We start from the raw sequence: 17,862 nt of genomic DNA on the forward strand, positions 1-17,862 counted from the left end.
AACTGAATTTAATAAAATTACTTAAGCTCGCCCCAGTTTTTTGCTACTTTATAATTTACAACCAAAGGCACATTTAGATTTACAACACTACTCATAATCTGTGCAACTTTGGCTCCAAACTCATCTACATATTTATCATTAACCTCAAAAATTAACTCATCGTGAATCTGCAATAACATCTTTTCATCATTTAAAATCTTATCTATTTTTAACATTGCAAGCTTGATAATATCAGCAGCACTACCTTGAAATTTGGTATTTACTGCTTCTCTTTCATACATAGCAAGCTGCATAGCAGAAGCAGAAGAGAAGTCAAAATATCTTCTTCTACCAAGTAAAGTCTGAACAAATCCATCACTTTTGGCTTGATCTTTTATACTTTGTATATAATCTTTTACACTACTAAATGCATCAAAATATTTAGCTATATACTCTTTTGCTGATTTTTTATCAATTCCTAAATCACTACTTAATTTATTGACACCCATTCCATAAATTAAACCAAAATTTATAGATTTTGCAATGCTACGATTATGATCGTTTAACTCACCAAATATATTAATTGCAGACTCAGAATGGATATCTTTTCCATTTTTAAAAGCTTCGACAAGTGCTTTATCACAGCTAAAATGTGCTAAAAGCCTAAGTTCAATTTGAGAATAATCTAAACTTAAAAAACTATAACCACTCTTTGCTTCAAAAATAGATCTAAAAAGCTTAGCATAATTTCCACGAGCTGGGATATTTTGCAAATTTGGATTTTTGCTTGAAAGACGGCCAGTAGCTGTACCAGTATGGATAAAACTAGTATAAACTCTGCTATTTTTATCTTTTAAAGCCAAATTTAAGATCGGCTCGCAATATGTGCTTTGGAGTTTATAAAGCTCTCTATATTCTAAAATTTTATTGATACTTGGATGGAGATCAATAAGCTCATTTAGCACACTCTCATCGGTGCTATAGCCGGTTTTAGTCTTTTTTTTGCTTGGAAGTTTTAACTCTTCAAATAGCACTTCTCCAAGCTGTTTAGTGGAATTTATATTAAATTTCATTCCACAAAGCGCATAAATTTCACTTTTTATAGCTTCAAGCGTAGTTTCATTTTGTTTTATTAGATTCTCTAATTTTTCTTTATTTATAGCTATTCCATTATCTTCGATATTAAGCAAAGTCAAGATAAAGCCAAACTCCACATCACGAGCGATTTTTAGCATATCATCGCTAAGTTTTTTAATAAAAGTTTTATAAAATCTAAGCGTTATCCAAGCATCTTCTGCAGCATATTTAGTAGCACTTTCTAAAGATACATTAGCAAATGTATCACCTTTTTTTACTATATTTTCAAATTTAATAGTATCATAATCATATAGTTTTTTAGCCAAAGCATCCATTCCGACACTAGCACTAGGATTATCTAGCCACGCCATTATCATCGTATCGGCATAATTTTTTGGTGGATTTATATCAAAATTATTTAATACTATTTTAAAATCATACTTTAAATTCTGTCCAATTACAAATGCTGAATAAATACGCCTAATAGCCCAAGCTGCAGCCTTATGGCTTATCATATTTGGCACACCTAAATAGCTATGATTTATTGGTACATAAAAGCTCTTTTGTTCATTAAAACAAAAACTAAATCCAACAATCTTAGCCTCTTTAGCATCCACGCTAGTTGTCTCAGTATCAAAAGCAATAAGCGTATCACTGCTAATATCTTCTAAAACTCTTTCTAATTCGCTCTCATCAGTAATAAGCACAGGTTCAAAACTTAAATCTTTTGGCATATCTTCACTGCTAAGAGTAGCTAAAAGACGATTTAATGAGTACTCTTTGAGTATATCTTGGACTTTAAGGAGTGGATTGCTGCTTGGAAATTTGGCATTTTGCAAATCTGGGGTTTTAATTCCATCATATAAACTAGCAAGTTTTTTGGAGATAAAAGCACTCTCTTTGCCCTCAAATAATAAATTTTTAGTGCGTTCGTTGCGTACTTGATTTAAATTCTCATACAAATTCTCAATAGTTCCAAACTCATCTAAGAGCTTTTTAGCTCCTTTATCTCCAATACCTTTAACTCCTGGTATATTATCAGCACTATCACCAGTTAATGCTAAAAAATCTCTAACCTGCTCAGGATATATGCCATATTTTTCATAACAGCCATCTTTATCATATAGCTCCTTTTTAGCTGGACTATAAATACTTACTCTATCATTGATTAACTGATATAGATCCTTATCATGAGTAACTACCTTAATTAATAAATCATCTTGTGGATTATTTTTTATAAAACTTGCAATAATATCATCAGCTTCATATCCTTCAACTCTTAAACTACACAATCCCATCTTCTCAATCATCTCAATACATATTGGGAGTTGCTCTTTTAACTCTTTTGGTGCTTCAGAACGATTAGCTTTATAATTTGGATCTATATCATTTCTAAAAGTTTTACCTCCGCTATCAAGGGCAAAAACTATATAATCACTATGAAAATCTTGCTTTAAATTTGCTATAAAATTAGCAAATCCATGAATCATTCCGCTTGGTTTGCCATCTTTATTTTTCAAACCACTCATAGCATAATATAGACGAAAAAAGAATCCAAAAGTATCAATTATTGTTAAAGTTTTCACGCTTTCTCCTAAATTTATCACAAATCTTACAAAGGCCGAATTTTTTAGCCATATTCCTAAGTCCCATAAAGATAAAAGCCCCTATATAAATTCCGCCAAAATCCTCTATAAATCCAATTAAAATTCCCCAAAAACCTATCCCTTCAGGCCTTGTAAATGCCAAATACAAACTAAACATAAAAGCACAAGCTAAAAATATATACTTTTTACGCTCTTGTAAATCATAAAAAAATCCAAGAATAAATCCAGGTAACGCACATATAATTGCACGCGCTAAACATATCATTAAAATTACTATAACTTCCATAATCTATATCAAAATCTTACTAACAACGCCGATAATGGCACTATTTGAACGAAGTATATATGGAGAATTTAGAGCGAATTTAATCTCTATTTTATCTCTTTCATTTTGACTAAATCCACCCTCTGGCCCGATAAAAAGCATCTCTTTGCCCTCATATCCAGATAAACTCGCCCCGCCAAAATCAATAAGCGCCACATCACTTTTATAAGCTAAAAGCTCATCAATGCTATTAAACACTGCAATCTCCATGATAGAATTTCTACCACACTGCTGAGAACTACCAATTAAAATTCTCTCGAATCTATCTAAATTTAGCTTGATATTTCTCTGGGAAAACTCACAATATACTAAATTTAAACGCCCTACACCAAGCTCGTTTAAACTTGGCAAGCTCTTTTCTATTACGCTAGGATCAACTACTGCCCATGCTAGCTCAAATTTATGCTCTACAAAAGGGATTAATGATTTAAACACTAATTCCAAGCTAGCTCGCCTTCTATCCATACTAATAATCTCATAAATATAGCTATATCCATCTTTTAAATTTCTTATATCTACTCTTTTGCCTTGAGTCAATCTAAGAGCTTTTAAATGGCTAAAGCTATCGCCATCAATATCTATATTCTCGCTTCCAGCACCAGCATGATATATAAATTTCATAATACAATTCCAATAAATGTCCCAAATCCAACAATAGCTATTTCACAAAATATTTTTATAGCCATAAATTTCTTAAATTTACCAAATTCCTTATTTAATCTAACAGCTTTTAATCTTTTAAAACCGATCGCTCCAAAAGGAATTAATGCTACCCAGCAAACTATCATTATCCAAATTGAAAAACTCATCTCAAAGTGTAAAATAGCTAAATTTAATATCCCTGTAAAAAATATAAATGCCATAAAAATATAATATGTTGGTAAAAAATACATAAGACGCTTAATATAGCCAAACTTAGCCGTATCCCCGATAAATACAAGCCCTAAATGCAACACTAGTAAAACCAAAAGTATCTTTACAAATCCAAGGTGCAAGCTTACGCTCATCATATATGTCTCTATCATTCTGCCACCGGTATTGGAGGAAATTCGCTATCTATGCTTGCATTGCCATCACTTTTAGATATTGGGACACCTGGGGGTGGAATCTCTATGCCATCATTTTTATCAATCTTTGGCTCACTCTTATCACAACCATAAAAACTAAAAATTAGTAAAAATACTAGTGCTAATCTTCTCATCAACACTCCTTTGGATTTATAAATTTAAAGCCATTTTTGAGCTTTTCGTAAAAATCAAAATCACTCCACTCAGCTTTAATCTCATCGCTAAAAATTATCTCATCTAAATTTATAAGCCCCATTTTAGGGCTATATGCATCTTCTTTAAAGCATTGCGCATATCCTGTAGCTGTTTCATGAACAATAATGCTATATAACTCTACTCCTTTTTCACCATTTTGCATAACGCACTGCCCAAGAAGCTTATCAATTAATACAAAAAATATACGGCTAAAATGTTCAGCACTTGGATTATATGGAAGCTCTATCCAGCGTTTAGAGTGCTTTTTCATATCATTTTTATACTCATTGCTATCTTTTGCATAAAGCGTAGTAGTATGATCAAAACTATCAATAATCATCCTAATATGTTGCTTCATAAGGCCAAAATCATATACCATACCAGCAGCATCAAGATAATCAGATTTTAATAATACTTCACATCTATAACTATGACCATGAATACTCTCTTTGCAGCGTTTAGAGCTACAAAATCTAACTATATGAGCATTTTCAAAATCATAAATTTTTCTAATTATCATCTATTAAACTCCATCTAAATCATTCCAAATTCGAATATGCAATCTATCGCTATAATTAAATCCATTTTCTATACATAAATTTACTACATTTTTAGCGTTGTATTCTAGCTCATTTTGGTCTCTTGCTAAAGGCATACACCAAACCTCGCCATTTTGAATAGCTAAAATATCTTTTATCTCAGCTAATTCTGCTCCTGTAGTTACAAATTTATAAAAGCAACTAGCATTGTTAAATAGTGATTTTAAAGCTTTTTTATTGATTCTTTTATGGGCTGGCTCACCACTTAGGGCTAATTTCACACTTACAGCAAAAGTGCATTTTTTATATATTGGGAATTTAGCAAAATCAACATCAATTGTTCCATTAGTTTCAAACTGTATATTAAATCCTACACTAATAGCATACTCAAGAAACTTAAGCAGATCTCTATCAGCGTGATGAATAAGCGGCTCGCCTCCAGTTAAAACAATTAAAGGTTTATGTTTTAACCCAAGAAGTAATCCGCTTAAGCGTTGAGAATCAAATTTATCATATTTAAAGTGCGATGACTGAGCAGCTCTAATAGTATCACACCCTATTAACATCTCTCCAGTTTTTGGTGAGCGAAGAGAGCAACCAAACCCAACACATTTAAGATTACATCCAGCAAAACGGATAAAAAAGGCATTTTTACCTTGAAATTTTCCCTCTCCTTGAATAGAGCTAAAATACTCAACAACCTCAACCATAACTAACCACCAGTTTGATAAAATGCTCTACTTGAGATCTCGCCCTTACCATCATTTTCCCATTTATTTTTCTCTGGTTTAGCATCTAGAACATCTTTTAAAATCTCTCTAGCCTTTGCGTAATCGCCATCTCTCATAGCTTTTTTTATGCTTTTGCCATCTTCGTAGTATAAACACGGGATTAAAAGTCCATCAGCACTTAACCTTAATCGGTTACAACTAGCACAAAAATCGTGCTTATGCGGATCAATAATTCCAAATTTATATCCATCATCTGTCTCAAATAGACTTGAAGGGCTATTTGGGCTTTTTGTAATCTCTTTTATGCTATATTTTTTTGATAATATCTCTAAAATATCATCCTTTTTAAGCCCTTTAAGATCACTACTTGCGTGAGTATTTTCCATAAATTCGATATAGCGAATTTGGGCATTTTTGCTTTTAGCAAACTCTAAAAGTTCTATAAGCTCATTATCATTTACTCCACGAAGCGCTACGCTATTTAGCTTTATACCAAAACCCTCGCTTACAGCCTCATCAATTCCAGCTAAAACATAACTAAGCACATCTTTTCTAGCTAAAAAATTCGCCTTTTTAGAATCTAAAGTATCAAGCGATATATTTAATCTTTTTAATCCAGCCTCTTTAAGCGATTTAGCTTTTTGCTTTAGATAATACCCATTTGTCGTCATAGCCAAATCAAGCCCTGGCTTATAATCATTTATCATTTTGATAAACTTATCTATATCTTTTCTTACAAGCGGCTCACCTCCAGTAAGCCTAACTTTCTTAACTCCATTATCTAAGCATATCTTAACAAACTCAAACATCTCTTCATAGCTTAATATATTATCTTTGCCAATATTGTTAAATTTATTATCTTCAGGCATACAATATCTACATTTAAAATTGCAAAGTTCTGTAACTGAAATGCGTAAATAATCAATTACTCTACCAAATTTATCAACTAACATTATATCTCTTTTTTAAATTTCAAAATCATAGTTACTTGCCCTACGCCAAGCTGTAAATCTTTAGCAATCATCTCAGGGCTTTTTCCAGATCTAAACATCTCTACAACTCTATTTTCATGATTTGCATCAAAGCTTGGCGGCGTAATCTTACCTATGCTCTTAGTGCGTTCTTCTAGGCTATAGAGTCTTTCTTGCTGCTCCTCTTTAATCTCATTTACAGCCTGTTCTATTATGCGAACATTTTCTATTATTGGAGATATTTTTTGGATCAATCCTTCGCCTATTTTTAATTCAATTTGGCTATTTATCTCATCTATATCTATATTATTTTGTACAATTGGCGGGGTTTGAGGGATCTCTTTTATCTGCTTTTTAAGCTGATAATTCTCTTTTATCAACCCTTCAATAGCTAATTCAAATTTAGAAAATTTTGCATTTACTTGCTTATCTCTAAGCCATAAAATCGCTCCAAAAACACCCAAAAGCAGTATAAAAGCGATATAAAGTAATAACTCATTGCTCACTATTTTTTGCCTTTCTTATCTCTAATCTCTCACTTTCAGCCACAAAGGCGTTCCATTCTCTCTCATTTCCTCTTGATATCTTTAGGATTTTAGCACATTTTGGTGTAACTGCTTTAAAATACATCAACACTTCTCGCCTAATAAACAGTGGTAAATTTACCCTAGCATAATAAGTAACTCCAACTTCTAAACACTCATTATCAAACTCAAATCCCTCATATCCAATCTTGCTTGTTGTAAAATTAAATTTAAGCGGCTTTGGTGGAGTATGTTGGTTTTTAATAATACTTGATAATTCATCTACCTTTTTATATAGCTCTACAAGTAATTTTAGAGTAAGCGGATCACTATTTTCACTCTCGCCACGCACCTTTTCATGGCTTAGCCACTCATCTATATTGCTTCTACTTTGATTAAATTCTACCTCATAAACATACTCATCATCAGGCTCAAAAGCAATCTCAACCCTTCCATAAATCAACCTAAAATCTACCATAAGCTCACCAGCACAAAAACAAAAAATATAATTCCTAAATATCCATTAAGAGTAAAAAACGCCCTATCTATCTTGCTAAAATCACGTCTAACAATTCTATGTTCAAAATATAAAATAATAGCACTTATTATCACGCCAATAAATGCTGCTACTCCAAGATTGGCACTAATAGCAAAAAGCAACCAAAAAAGCACAGCAAGAAAATGAAAAAGAGCACAAATAAACATAGATGCCTTTGCACCATATATACTAGGAATACTAAATAAACCCATTTTTTTATCATATTCCATATCTTGAAGTGAGTATAAAATATCAAACCCAGCTACCCAAAAAATAACTCCACAAGATAGTAATATAGACCACAAAGGTATATAAGCAAGCACTGCAATAGCTCCAGCAATTGGCGAAAGTCCAAGACACACCCCAAGCACAACATGTGCTAAGCTAGAAAATCTTTTAAAATATGAATACGCACCAAGAATTAATAAAATAGGAAAGCTAAGCCAAAAAGCAAGAGAGTTAATAAAATATGCTACAATTACAAAAATCAAAGCATTAATCCAGATAAAAAATAGCAAATTTCCTCTGCCAATTCTACCATCTACACTTGGGCGTGATGCACAGCGTGGATTATCCTTATCAATATCTCTATCTAAATATCGATTTGCTCCCATAGCAAAATTTCTAGCACTTACAGCACAAAGAGTGCCTAAAATCAAAAGTTCCCAACCAAACCAAATTGAGTCATTTATAATTTTAGAAGCCACAATCATCGCTATAAATATAAATGGCAAAGCAAATACTGAATGCTTAAACACAATTAATTCATTAATATCTTTTAAAATTTGTATAAATTTTGTCATACCTTTCCTTTTAAGGCTAGTATTTTAGCGAAATTTATCTAAATTTTGATTGATAAAATAGTGATTTTAAGCATATTTAGAGCGTTTGGTTAGTAAAATAACAAATTAATCCATTTTATAGCTTATTTAAAATTAATATCGCCTCCGATATAAATTTATCCAAATATTTATCCTTATACTTATTCTTATTCCATTTATACGGTAAAGGTATAGCCTTGCAATATCCTCCATACCAACCGCCACGCCACTGATTATATGTTTTCTTAGAAATTATTTCTAAAGTTGGTATTTTCAAATTATCAGCTATATGAACATTACCAGTATCTGAACTAAGCAATAAATCTAGCCTAGAAGTAATCTCTACAAGATTTAATAGGTCATTATTATTTTTAAATACAAAAACATTATTTTTTTGGCAATCAAAATTGTTAGCCTTAGGATAACTCAATATCAAAAAAAGATAATTTTGAAATTTATTTGATAATATATTAACTATTTTCAACCACTCGTTTAAGTTGAAATTCATATCTTTTCTCATTGAAGTTTGCGAAAACGGGCAAATACCTATAATCTTATCATACTTCTTATATTTAATATTTTGCAACACTTTATCAATGTAATCTTTATGAATTTTAGAAGTTTTTAGTCTAATTTGATTAAAATCTATAAAGTGATAATTTTTATCAAATATTTTATGATCTATTTCTCTTACAAGATTAATATATCTTTGAATTTCCATATGACTTTGACGCCAGTATGGATTTATAAAACGCTCTATTTTAGATACAAAAAAGATCCCGTTTTTAAGCATTAAAGTCTGAGAAAAAGTAGCAATTCTCCTTTTAGCTAATATAGTTTTTGCTATTTTTAAGGTATTAATACTATTATGATTAATCACTAAAAGAATATCAAATTCTCTATTATACCCCCCCCTGCTATCTTTATAGGTATCAAAAGAGATAATATCATCTATAAATTCTAAATTTGTAAATAAATTCTTAGCATTATTACTATTTGAAATTAATGTTAAATGAGAATTTGGATATAGACATTTTAAAACATAATATGCTGGCAAACACACCATTTCATCGCCAATTTTACCAATATTTCCAAATACTCCAATACTTAAACCCATATAAAATTATCCTTGATTTTATTCTTTGATTTTAGCAAAATTTATCTAAATTTTGATTGATAAAATAGTGATTTTAAGCATATTAGCACTCTCATTTAGATAAAATATCAAAAAATTAAAGAGCGTGATATGTTTTATGAGATTGCAATTATTGGGACTACTGCAAGCGGAAAAAGCGACCTAGCTATAAATGTGGCAAATGAGCTTGATGGGGTGATTTTAAGTCTTGATTCTTTATGTTTGTATAAAGAGATTGATATAGCAAGTGCTAAGCCTAGTGCTGATGAATTAAAACTTATAAAGCATTTTGGAATAGATCTTATTAGGCCTGATGTGGATTTTTGCGTAGGAGATTTTATATCTGAATATCAAAGGGCTAAAAATTATGCACAAACGTACAATATTCCACTTATTATCACAGGTGGTAGTGGATTTTATCTAAAATCTATGTTAAATGGCTTAGCCCCAAAAATAGATGATATAAAAATAGATATTAGTGATGATCAAATTTGGGATTTAGCAATGAGAATTGATATGGATTTTTGTGCTAAATTTAGTAAAAATGATAAATTTAGACTACATAAATGGTATCAAATTTACACTCAAACAGATTCTATTCCATCAAAATGGTTAAGAGAAAATACAAGCAAACCAACAATAGAAAATTTGCCAATTTTTGAATTAATATGGAATAAGGTAGAGCTTATAGAGCGTATTAAAATCCGCACAAAAAAAATGCTACAAAGCGGACTAATCAATGAGGCTGAGTATCTATTTAAAAGCTATGATAGCTCACTAAAACCGCTAAATTCTATAGGACTTAAAGAGTGCAAGGAGTATCTAGATTCGCAAATTGATATAGATGAACTTAAAAATTTAATTATCATCCATACCGCTCAACTAGCCAAACGCCAAAGAACCTTTAATAAAGGGTTTGATTCAATCAAAATAGATGCAAAAAATTTAAACCCCAATCAATTCATATCCAAAATTAAAGAGCTAAATCCCATCAACTAATCTCTTTTGTTCCTTGCATAGCTCTTTCCACTGGCTATTTTCAGAGATATTTAGACACTCATTTATATAAGAAACAGCAGCTTTATATCTATTTTGAGAAATTTCTATTTGAGCCATTTTTTGCAAAGCTCTAGCTCTATTTTGTGGTTTTAAATCCTTAGGTAATAGCTCTAAAATCTCGTTTTTAGCCTCTTTGAATTCCGAATTTGCCACTAAATTATCAATATATACAAAATTAGCTTCTGGACTAAATGTATCAATATTTAGCTTATCTTGCAGATCTAAAACCTTTTTAGCATAATCTTTGGCTAGTTTATCTCCTTTGTCATTAGCATACGTCATAGCAGTATCATAAGCCTCAATTAGCATAATATCAATACCTTTATTATCTTCTATAGTTTTTAATGCAGATATAGCCTCATCAAATCTATCTAACTTCAAAAGAGAATAAAATCTATAAATTATAGCCTCGCTTGGGTCGCTATAAGGCACTTTGCTAGCTAAATCAACAGCCTTAAAACTACTATCTATTGCACTAGTAAATCTAGATAATTTATAGTTAATTTTAGTTAGATTATTTAGCCAAACTACTCTATTGTTTAAATTTGGCTCATTTAAATTTTGTTCTACTAAATTATAAGCACTAGCATATCTTTTAGTTCTATCATAGCAGTTAAATAGCTTAAGTTGATCGGCTATTTTGCTTTCTAAATCATATTCATCTACAAGTGCAATTGCATCTAGGCAGTCTAGATTTTGATTATATCTATTTGCCAAATTTAAAGCAGAGGCTTGCATCATATCAGAGATATTGCTCTGATTTAAATCTGCTATTAATCTATTAAGTTTTAATATATTAGCATATTTTTTCTCTTCAAAACTTAGCTTAACCTCTTCAATAAGCGCCTTTTTAGCTAGTTCTTGCCCTGGATATTTCTCTAATAAATTATTATAGTGGGCATGCTTTTCATCACTACTTTTACCAGGCATATCAAAAAATAGGTAATCTAAAGAGTGTTCTATCTCACTGCTAAACTCATTATCTGGAAATTCCTTCTTATATCTTTGAAGATACTCATATGCACTAACTGGATCTTTACCGCGTACTATAGTAGTGCCAAGACGTCTAAGACTAATCTCATAATAGCTATCATGTAGATTCGAATCCATAAAAACACTCTTATAAATCTTAGCTGCTGTATCAAATAGATTATTTGCCCTTAGCTCATCGGCAATCTCTATACTATAACTTTTATGTGCTAAGATATATTTTGGGTTTGCTGTAACAACTCTATCTATATATTGAGCAGCTTCGCTAAATCTTTGCTGAGATAGATAAATTTTAACTAATTTTAATGAAGCTTCACTAGCAATATCAATATCATTTGAGCTATATAGCACATCTTCATAAAACCTCATTCCATCAGTCAATTTACCATGAGCTACTAAATAATCAGCATATCCCATTATAGCACGCTTTGTCCATTGATCATTGCCATGTTCGGTCATTAACATATCAAGTATATACTCTGCATCATCGCGTAAATCACTACTAAGATGCGCTATCATACTAATGTATAAAACTTCTGGATAGTTTCTATCTGAACCATTAAATCTTATCCAAGTTTTGGCTGATTCTATTATATTTTTATTCATTTTTTGTATAGCTTGATACTGAGATTCTTCTTTAATTAACTTATCCATAGAGCGAATTTGATACAATAAGAACTCACCCAAAAATATACTATCAGGATGCATATTTATCGCCTTTTGACTCTCAAAAATTACCTCTTTATAATTTTGACGCTCATAGCTTCTTTTGATTGAGAGATATATCCCCATATCTCCATTTTCATTATATGTAATTGGCTCTTTATTTAAATCTAAAGCCCCTACACTAGGATGGAGCAAATTTGGATATTTAATAGGAAAATCAATTCCATCAATATAGCTTGTATCTAGCTCATTTAGATGTTTATTTATATTAATTGTAAAGTGTTTAGAGCGATTGGTTTTATCAGCTTTGGAGTTATGTGAGTCAAATAGCCTATTATTGGCATTAAATATTCTAGATATGCTCTTAGGTTGGATTATTACGACAAAACCATCACTTAAGCGATGAAAGCTAATCCTAGCAAATGGCAAGTCTTGGTTTTTTAAATTCTGGTCTAATTTTGTAAATATTTTACAACTATATATCTTATTTTTTTCATTATTTCTCTCATCACATATCATCTCTTTGTCATCTTGAAGATGTATGATATAGTAGGGATTGCCACTATGCTTGCCACTATTAATACTAAAGGTAAAAGCGTGCAAACAAGAGCATAAAAATAGGAAAAAAATTACATATCTCATAGTCTCATTATATCACAAATAAATTGAGCCTAAGCTTGAACGCGGACTTATTTTTAACTCTTTTGGATTAATAAATTTGCTTTTTTGATATTTTGCTATTCCAGCCCTTGCTATCATAGCTGCATTATCACTACAAAACTCCAGCGGAGCAACAAGCAAATTCATATCAAATTTATCACAAATTTCAAGTAATTTAGCTCTTAAATATTTATTAGCACTAGCTCCGCCCACAACACCTAAACTCTTAAATCTCTTTTCTTTGCAAATTTTTTTAAGTTTATCTATTATATGCTCGCAAGCTGCTCTTTGAAATCCAGCTGCAATATCAGCAAAATCACTACTTTGACTACCATTTGCTATGCTTTTTTCTATCTCTATTCTTACTTGATTTTTTAATCCAGAAAAGCTATATTCTAAGCGTTTATCGCCTTTTAATGGAATGGTAAATTTATATCTATCGCTAGAGGATTTTTGAGATAAACTCTCTATTATCGCACCGCCAGGATAACCAAGCCCCATCATCTTAGCTACTTTATCAAAACTCTCACCAAAGCTATCATCGCTAGTTGAAGCAAGCGTGGTAATATCTCCATTTTCATCAACATATAAAATCATAGTATGACCACCGCTGACTAAAAGCACTCCAAGAGGTAGGCTCTCATCTGAATTTAAAAACAAAGAATATATATGCCCAACTAAGTGATTTACCTCAATTAGCGGCAAATTTAATCCTATACTCAAAGCTTTTGCCACACTCACTCCACCAACCAAGCTTACACTAAGACCTGGTTGATTTGTTATAGCAATTGCTTTAATATCTTTAAAATATGGCTTAATCTCTTTAATCAAATTTGGCAAAGCAGCAGTATGAAGTCTTGCAGCTAGTTCTGGAACCACGCCACCATATTTGCTATGTTCTAATTCTTGGCTAATTTTTTTATGATATACAAGATTTAAATTTAAATCCAAAAGAGCCACTGAGCTATCATCGCAACTACTCTCAATTCCTAAAATCACTTAGCAAACTCCACTAAAATCATACCGATAAACTTATCTTTTAAGCCACTATCTTCATAAAATTCAACTCTATAAATTTGCTCACTTTTATCCATTGAAAAGCGAGATTTTATCATATTTTTACTCATTTTTATATCGCTTTCATCTTCTCTAGTTGTGCCATATCCTATAATATTTGTTCTTACTCCATCTTTTTTAATAATTTTAAAGCTATTTTTTACCATAATTTTTTGACCTAATTTGATAAATTCAGGCTCATTTCCATCTATACTAATTCCTATTTCATCAATTAAATTAGAGTATTCAAAAAACTCAGGAGTAAATCTTGTAACAATTCTATTTCCATAGTGAATATTGTACTCGTTTTTGTTTTTTGTTAATGCTACTAAGGCATTATCGCAATCAAGTTTTATCTGAGCATCACTAGGCAAAGGAATATAACCCAATCTAGATTTTGGCGAATAAAACATAAACTTGCCACACACTAGCATAGATAAATCTTCATCTAGAGCCTTTTTTACACCTTTTGGAGTAAGCTCAAATTTACGCTTAAACTCAATACCAGCAATCTTTAAATACTCCTCAACTGCAATTAGATGATAATAGACTCTTTCATGAACTGGTAATGTCTTACTAGCTTCATTTGCATAAGCTGCTTTACCGTTTTTTATCGCAAAATATGATAAACTCTTTAACATCTCTTTATCGCCATCAGAGGTGTGAGTATTGCGAAGATGATATTTATGTGTTGTGTTTAAAAGTTTTGTATTTAGCTTATCTACTACTTTATTAGCAATCTCTTCTAAATTTCCATATAACACACCTTCAAGAGTGGCTTGATCTATTATAGCGATATTTCCCCAGCGATTTGGATTCATTGTTTTATTGATATATTTTGGACGATAAAAACCACTTCCATCATGCAAATTTATAAGCATAGTAATATTAGGTTGCAAAACCAAAGATTTAATCTGTTCTACTATATCTTTTTCAGGATCTTTATCTGAAAGTGTATCAAATTTGCGGTTCATATCTCCATTTATACCACGAGATTTTTTAATAATGCTTGGCATATTTAAATTTGGCACTACATATAGCGATCCTGATGTAATCTCATATCCACGAGCTAATAAATTAGCAGACATAAATCCACCTGGTTCATCGCCTTGAATTCCACCAGTTACAAGTACAGTATTGTTATTATCAATGCCAAGTTTTATTAAAGAAAACTCTCCATAAGCATAACTAGCAAATATAAAAATAGTTAAAAATGCAATAATTTTACGCAATATAATTCCTTTAATTTCTCATATTTTAATAATTTTTTGTTAAAAATTGATAAATTTAACTAATATATCTATGTTTTATATACTCTCTTACTTTTTGATTTATCTCAATTACAGAATCTAAGCTATCTAATTTAAAACAAGAAAATCTATCCAAAGCATCAAAAATCGCACTACTAATGGAGTTAAATTTAACCTTCTTACTTAAAAATCCTGCTACTATTTCATCATTTGCAGCATTTATAATTGCACCAATTTGTGGATTTTGTAAAAGATTATCTTTTAAACTAAAAGCCCTATATCGCTCCAAATCAATTGGCTCAAGAGTTATATTTTGTAATTTTGTAATATCTAAATTTTCAATAATTCTTTGATTATTAAGACCTATAGCATGAGCAATAGCTAGTCTCATATCTGGTTTTGATATATGTGCAGTCGTAGAGCCATCTTTAAATTCAATAAGTGCGTGAATTAAAGACTTTCTTTCTATATATGCTTCTATATTTTGGCATCCATATAGCCAAAACGCTTCAATAATCTCAAATAGCTTATTTACCATTGTAGCGCTATCAATAGTAATCTTTGCCCCCATATTCCAATTAGGATGTTTTAATGCGTCTTCTACACTAGCATCTTTTAAACTAGCAATATCACGCCCATAAAAGGCACCACCACTTGCTGTAATAATCAATCTATGTAGCTCTGGGCGATCTTTTAGCAAAAATTTAAGTCCAAAATGCTCACTATCAATTGGCGTAATCTTTGAACAATCTAAGAATTGCCCACCAGCTACAAGGCTCTCTTTATTTGCCAAAGCCAGATCAAATCCCAACTTTAAAGCCATCACACTAGGCACTAATCCATCAAATCCTACAAAAGCATTTATGAGTTTTGAGCCATGACTTTGCTCATCACATGCTATTAAAAATTTCTCTATTCCATCTTTTTTGCTAAAGACAAATTTGTGATTTACCAAAGGTTTTAAGCTATCATCATCTATATATACTAATTTTGGAGAGAATTCCTCTATTTGTGCGTTTAATACTTTAAGACTACTTTTACATGCTAAAGCATCGATTTTTAAGTTATACTCTTTGGCTAAATTTAATGCATTTAGACCGATACTTCCACTGCTACCAAGAATTATCATACAAGCACCATATACATCGCCAAGACGCCAAATAGATATCCATCCATTCTATCTAATAATCCACCCTGTTCGCCTAGTATCACACCGCTATCTTTAACTCCAGCTAAACGCTTTAAATAGCTCTCAAAAAGATCACCAAATATACCAAAAATAACCACGCTAACAGAGCATAAAACAACAATAACAAAAGCAATATCCATTAAGATTAGCCCTGAAATTATCCCAAAAATAGACCCGATCACAAATCCACCAGCCACGCCTTCAATTGTCTTATTTGGGCTTGCTAGGCTAAAGCTTCTTTTACCAAAAAATTTACCAACAAAATAGGCCCCACTATCACTAGCAATTACGCTAAATATCAACCAAAATAGAGCCGCAATACCATAACTTTGATATATTGCAAATAGTATAAATATAGGTGCTGTTGGATATATAAAAGGCAAAATCAGCTTTAAATTCTCATTTTTAGTATATGCTAAAACACTAGCTACTACAACCAAATTTAAGATAATAATCTTAAAAACATCTTGTATTCCACCAACAAATGGGAGCAAGGTAAAAAATACTACTGCAATTACTGCTAAAAATCTCTCTTTTAATCCATAAAGATTTAAACTCTCTAACACCGATATGGCTAAAATAACACCAAAAATTACAAAATTTAGCCAAAATATATTTAGCAATGCTACTGCCAAAAATGCTACGAATAAAGCAACACCGATCATAATTCTTTTTTTCATAAACCATCCTTAAAAGCTATGATTTTATCCAAATTTAGCTAAAATTAAACCAAATTTACTTTATAAACTTAGATACTACTTGACGTTTATTGTGTAGATCAAAATATTTTATCTCTACTTTTCCAGGAATATTTGGCAATTTACACTGCAATGCCCACTGACGAACAACTCTATCTAAAGGATTTTTAATCGCATCTATGCGGCAACTCTCTACCCTTTGCCCATCAAAGCTAACTTGTATATTATTTGTATCACCACCATATATATATGCACCCATTGCTCCACGCTTAGCTACTACTATATCAATTTTACTAATGCTGCCAGCATTTAAAACTATACAAAAAATTGCTAAAATTACAAATCTCATACCAACCTCAAACAACTATATCAAGTCTTTTAAACTCTATATCTTCATTATCATCAGCCATCTCTAATTCTTCATCTAATTCATCATCTCCACGATGTTTTGGCTTATGATTTTGCTCATTTAAATCCTCTTTTTGAGTCTGTTTTTCATGTTCATTTTCTGGATCTATTTTATAGGTTTCTTCAGTTGGACGAATCTCTTCTACCTCTTTTTTCTTCTGGACTGCAGCTGCAGCATTTATCGCTATTTGCATATCTAATTTAGATTGAAAATCACTTTGAACTGAGGCAGCAGCTGGAGTATTTTGATTTACATATATTGTATTTGATATAGGACTAATTGCCATAATTTTGCCTTTTATTTTTGCATATTTTACCAAGTAAATCGGCAAATTTGACAATATTTGCAAATTTAAATCTCAAAATAGCTCTTAATT

The 17,862-nt window shown here is 31.2% G+C and carries 20 protein-coding genes; 1 reads left to right on the forward strand and 19 read right to left on the reverse strand.

Annotated features, from left to right (window positions below):
- Positions 1 to 17: 17 nt before the first annotated feature.
- The 12 genes from polA to CVIC12175_RS06975 all read right to left on the reverse strand — a co-directional run bounded on the left by polA (position 18) and on the right by CVIC12175_RS06975 (position 9,491).
- Positions 18 to 2,642: a DNA polymerase I gene (gene polA / locus CVIC12175_RS06920; RefSeq protein WP_086256553.1), complete on the reverse strand. Its 2,625-nt coding sequence runs from the start codon at positions 2,640 to 2,642 to the stop codon at positions 18 to 20.
- Positions 2,620 to 2,928 (reverse strand): hypothetical protein, encoded by a 309-nt coding sequence (locus CVIC12175_RS06925; RefSeq protein ID WP_086256552.1) that lies wholly within the window; start codon positions 2,926 to 2,928, stop codon positions 2,620 to 2,622. Before CVIC12175_RS06925 ends, polA begins: the two co-directional genes overlap by 23 nt.
- Positions 2,929 to 2,952: 24 nt before the next feature.
- Positions 2,953 to 3,609 (reverse strand): 16S rRNA (uracil(1498)-N(3))-methyltransferase, encoded by a 657-nt coding sequence (locus CVIC12175_RS06930; RefSeq protein ID WP_086256551.1) that lies wholly within the window; start codon positions 3,607 to 3,609, stop codon positions 2,953 to 2,955.
- Positions 3,606 to 4,013, reverse strand: coding sequence for a hypothetical protein (locus CVIC12175_RS06935; RefSeq protein WP_086256550.1), 408 nt, complete (start codon positions 4,011 to 4,013; stop codon positions 3,606 to 3,608). The genes CVIC12175_RS06930 and CVIC12175_RS06935 overlap by 4 nt, the downstream gene beginning before the upstream one ends.
- On the reverse strand, positions 4,010 to 4,189 hold the full coding sequence (locus CVIC12175_RS06940; RefSeq protein ID WP_086254959.1) for a hypothetical protein: 180 nt from the start codon (positions 4,187 to 4,189) through the stop codon (positions 4,010 to 4,012). Before CVIC12175_RS06940 ends, CVIC12175_RS06935 begins: the two co-directional genes overlap by 4 nt.
- Positions 4,189 to 4,770 carry a 6-pyruvoyl trahydropterin synthase family protein gene (locus tag CVIC12175_RS06945; RefSeq protein ID WP_086255930.1) on the reverse strand — a complete coding sequence of 194 codons (582 nt, stop codon included), beginning with the start codon at positions 4,768 to 4,770 and terminating at the stop codon, positions 4,189 to 4,191. The genes CVIC12175_RS06940 and CVIC12175_RS06945 overlap by 1 nt, the downstream gene beginning before the upstream one ends.
- A 3-nt stretch (positions 4,771 to 4,773) precedes the next feature.
- Positions 4,774 to 5,499 (reverse strand): 7-carboxy-7-deazaguanine synthase QueE, encoded by a 726-nt coding sequence (locus CVIC12175_RS06950; protein ID WP_086255929.1) that lies wholly within the window; start codon positions 5,497 to 5,499, stop codon positions 4,774 to 4,776.
- Positions 5,500 to 5,501: 2 nt separating this feature from the next.
- A complete protein-coding gene (gene moaA, locus CVIC12175_RS06955; protein ID WP_086256549.1) occupies positions 5,502 to 6,473 on the reverse strand; it encodes a GTP 3',8-cyclase MoaA in 972 nt (323 codons plus the stop codon).
- The gene (locus CVIC12175_RS06960) at positions 6,473 to 6,997 is read right to left on the reverse strand and encodes a DUF6115 domain-containing protein (protein ID WP_086247398.1); all 525 of its coding nucleotides are present in this window, start codon (positions 6,995 to 6,997) and stop codon (positions 6,473 to 6,475) included. The genes moaA and CVIC12175_RS06960 overlap by 1 nt, the downstream gene beginning before the upstream one ends.
- Positions 6,987 to 7,493 (reverse strand): hypothetical protein, encoded by a 507-nt coding sequence (locus CVIC12175_RS06965; protein WP_086247399.1) that lies wholly within the window; start codon positions 7,491 to 7,493, stop codon positions 6,987 to 6,989. The genes CVIC12175_RS06960 and CVIC12175_RS06965 overlap by 11 nt, the downstream gene beginning before the upstream one ends.
- Positions 7,487 to 8,356, reverse strand: a complete 870-nt coding sequence (gene mqnP, locus CVIC12175_RS06970; protein WP_086302663.1) for a menaquinone biosynthesis prenyltransferase MqnP — start codon at positions 8,354 to 8,356, stop codon at positions 7,487 to 7,489. The genes CVIC12175_RS06965 and mqnP overlap by 7 nt, the downstream gene beginning before the upstream one ends.
- A gap of 115 nt (positions 8,357 to 8,471) precedes the next feature.
- The gene (locus CVIC12175_RS06975) at positions 8,472 to 9,491 is read right to left on the reverse strand and encodes a glycosyltransferase family 9 protein (protein WP_086315960.1); all 1,020 of its coding nucleotides are present in this window, start codon (positions 9,489 to 9,491) and stop codon (positions 8,472 to 8,474) included.
- Positions 9,492 to 9,620: 129 nt separating this feature from the next.
- Here CVIC12175_RS06975 and miaA point away from each other — a divergent pair, with 129 nt between their 5' ends.
- The gene (gene miaA / locus CVIC12175_RS06980) at positions 9,621 to 10,508 is read left to right on the forward strand and encodes a tRNA (adenosine(37)-N6)-dimethylallyltransferase MiaA (protein ID WP_086302668.1); all 888 of its coding nucleotides are present in this window, start codon (positions 9,621 to 9,623) and stop codon (positions 10,506 to 10,508) included.
- Here miaA and CVIC12175_RS06985 read toward each other — a convergent pair.
- The 7 genes from CVIC12175_RS06985 to CVIC12175_RS07015 are packed head-to-tail and all read right to left on the reverse strand — an operon-like array spanning position 10,491 to position 17,772.
- Positions 10,491 to 12,866, reverse strand: coding sequence for a DUF7494 domain-containing protein (locus CVIC12175_RS06985; RefSeq protein ID WP_086256543.1), 2,376 nt, complete (start codon positions 12,864 to 12,866; stop codon positions 10,491 to 10,493). The genes miaA and CVIC12175_RS06985 overlap by 18 nt on opposite strands.
- 12 nt (positions 12,867 to 12,878) lie before the next feature.
- Positions 12,879 to 13,883 carry a tRNA (adenosine(37)-N6)-threonylcarbamoyltransferase complex transferase subunit TsaD gene (gene tsaD / locus CVIC12175_RS06990; RefSeq protein ID WP_086302670.1) on the reverse strand — a complete coding sequence of 335 codons (1,005 nt, stop codon included), beginning with the start codon at positions 13,881 to 13,883 and terminating at the stop codon, positions 12,879 to 12,881.
- Positions 13,880 to 15,172 (reverse strand): M99 family carboxypeptidase catalytic domain-containing protein, encoded by a 1,293-nt coding sequence (locus tag CVIC12175_RS06995; RefSeq protein WP_236861066.1) that lies wholly within the window; start codon positions 15,170 to 15,172, stop codon positions 13,880 to 13,882. The genes tsaD and CVIC12175_RS06995 overlap by 4 nt, the downstream gene beginning before the upstream one ends.
- A gap of 55 nt (positions 15,173 to 15,227) precedes the next feature.
- Positions 15,228 to 16,319 carry a 1-deoxy-D-xylulose-5-phosphate reductoisomerase gene (dxr, locus tag CVIC12175_RS07000; RefSeq protein ID WP_086302672.1) on the reverse strand — a complete coding sequence of 364 codons (1,092 nt, stop codon included), beginning with the start codon at positions 16,317 to 16,319 and terminating at the stop codon, positions 15,228 to 15,230.
- Positions 16,316 to 17,059, reverse strand: a complete 744-nt coding sequence (locus CVIC12175_RS07005; RefSeq protein WP_086248932.1) for a phosphatidate cytidylyltransferase — start codon at positions 17,057 to 17,059, stop codon at positions 16,316 to 16,318. Before CVIC12175_RS07005 ends, dxr begins: the two co-directional genes overlap by 4 nt.
- A 55-nt stretch (positions 17,060 to 17,114) precedes the next feature.
- Positions 17,115 to 17,426: a hypothetical protein gene (locus tag CVIC12175_RS07010; protein ID WP_086309511.1), complete on the reverse strand. Its 312-nt coding sequence runs from the start codon at positions 17,424 to 17,426 to the stop codon at positions 17,115 to 17,117.
- A gap of 7 nt (positions 17,427 to 17,433) precedes the next feature.
- Complete coding sequence (locus tag CVIC12175_RS07015; RefSeq protein ID WP_086254949.1) at positions 17,434 to 17,772, reverse strand: hypothetical protein; 339 nt, start codon at positions 17,770 to 17,772, stop codon at positions 17,434 to 17,436.
- Positions 17,773 to 17,862 lie beyond the last annotated feature (90 nt).

The organism is Campylobacter vicugnae, from assembly GCF_002139875.1.
Classification (GTDB): domain Bacteria; phylum Campylobacterota; class Campylobacteria; order Campylobacterales; family Campylobacteraceae; genus Campylobacter; species Campylobacter vicugnae.

What these genes read in the sequence shown, in the direction of transcription:
- CVIC12175_RS06925 (WP_086256552.1), bottom strand. Translation starts at nt 2,928, where the DNA reads ATGATATGTTTAGCGCGTGCAATTATATGTGCGTTACCTGGATTTATT.
- CVIC12175_RS06930 (WP_086256551.1), bottom strand. Translation starts at nt 3,609, where the DNA reads ATGAAATTTATATATCATGCTGGTGCTGGAAGCGAGAATATAGATATT.
- CVIC12175_RS06935 (WP_086256550.1), bottom strand. Translation starts at nt 4,013, where the DNA reads ATGATAGAGACATATATGATGAGCGTAAGCTTGCACCTTGGATTTGTA.
- CVIC12175_RS06940 (WP_086254959.1), bottom strand. Translation starts at nt 4,189, where the DNA reads ATGAGAAGATTAGCACTAGTATTTTTACTAATTTTTAGTTTTTATGGT.
- CVIC12175_RS06945 (WP_086255930.1), bottom strand. Translation starts at nt 4,770, where the DNA reads ATGATAATTAGAAAAATTTATGATTTTGAAAATGCTCATATAGTTAGA.
- CVIC12175_RS06950 (WP_086255929.1), bottom strand. Translation starts at nt 5,499, where the DNA reads ATGGTTGAGGTTGTTGAGTATTTTAGCTCTATTCAAGGAGAGGGAAAA.
- moaA (WP_086256549.1), bottom strand. Translation starts at nt 6,473, where the DNA reads ATGTTAGTTGATAAATTTGGTAGAGTAATTGATTATTTACGCATTTCA.
- CVIC12175_RS06965 (WP_086247399.1), bottom strand. Translation starts at nt 7,493, where the DNA reads ATGGTAGATTTTAGGTTGATTTATGGAAGGGTTGAGATTGCTTTTGAG.
- mqnP (WP_086302663.1), bottom strand. Translation starts at nt 8,356, where the DNA reads ATGACAAAATTTATACAAATTTTAAAAGATATTAATGAATTAATTGTG.
- CVIC12175_RS06975 (WP_086315960.1), bottom strand. Translation starts at nt 9,491, where the DNA reads ATGGGTTTAAGTATTGGAGTATTTGGAAATATTGGTAAAATTGGCGAT.
- miaA (WP_086302668.1), top strand. Translation starts at nt 9,621, where the DNA reads ATGTTTTATGAGATTGCAATTATTGGGACTACTGCAAGCGGAAAAAGC.
- CVIC12175_RS06985 (WP_086256543.1), bottom strand. Translation starts at nt 12,866, where the DNA reads ATGAGATATGTAATTTTTTTCCTATTTTTATGCTCTTGTTTGCACGCT.
- dxr (WP_086302672.1), bottom strand. Translation starts at nt 16,319, where the DNA reads ATGATAATTCTTGGTAGCAGTGGAAGTATCGGTCTAAATGCATTAAAT.
- CVIC12175_RS07005 (WP_086248932.1), bottom strand. Translation starts at nt 17,059, where the DNA reads ATGAAAAAAAGAATTATGATCGGTGTTGCTTTATTCGTAGCATTTTTG.
- CVIC12175_RS07010 (WP_086309511.1), bottom strand. Translation starts at nt 17,426, where the DNA reads ATGAGATTTGTAATTTTAGCAATTTTTTGTATAGTTTTAAATGCTGGC.
- CVIC12175_RS07015 (WP_086254949.1), bottom strand. Translation starts at nt 17,772, where the DNA reads ATGGCAATTAGTCCTATATCAAATACAATATATGTAAATCAAAATACT.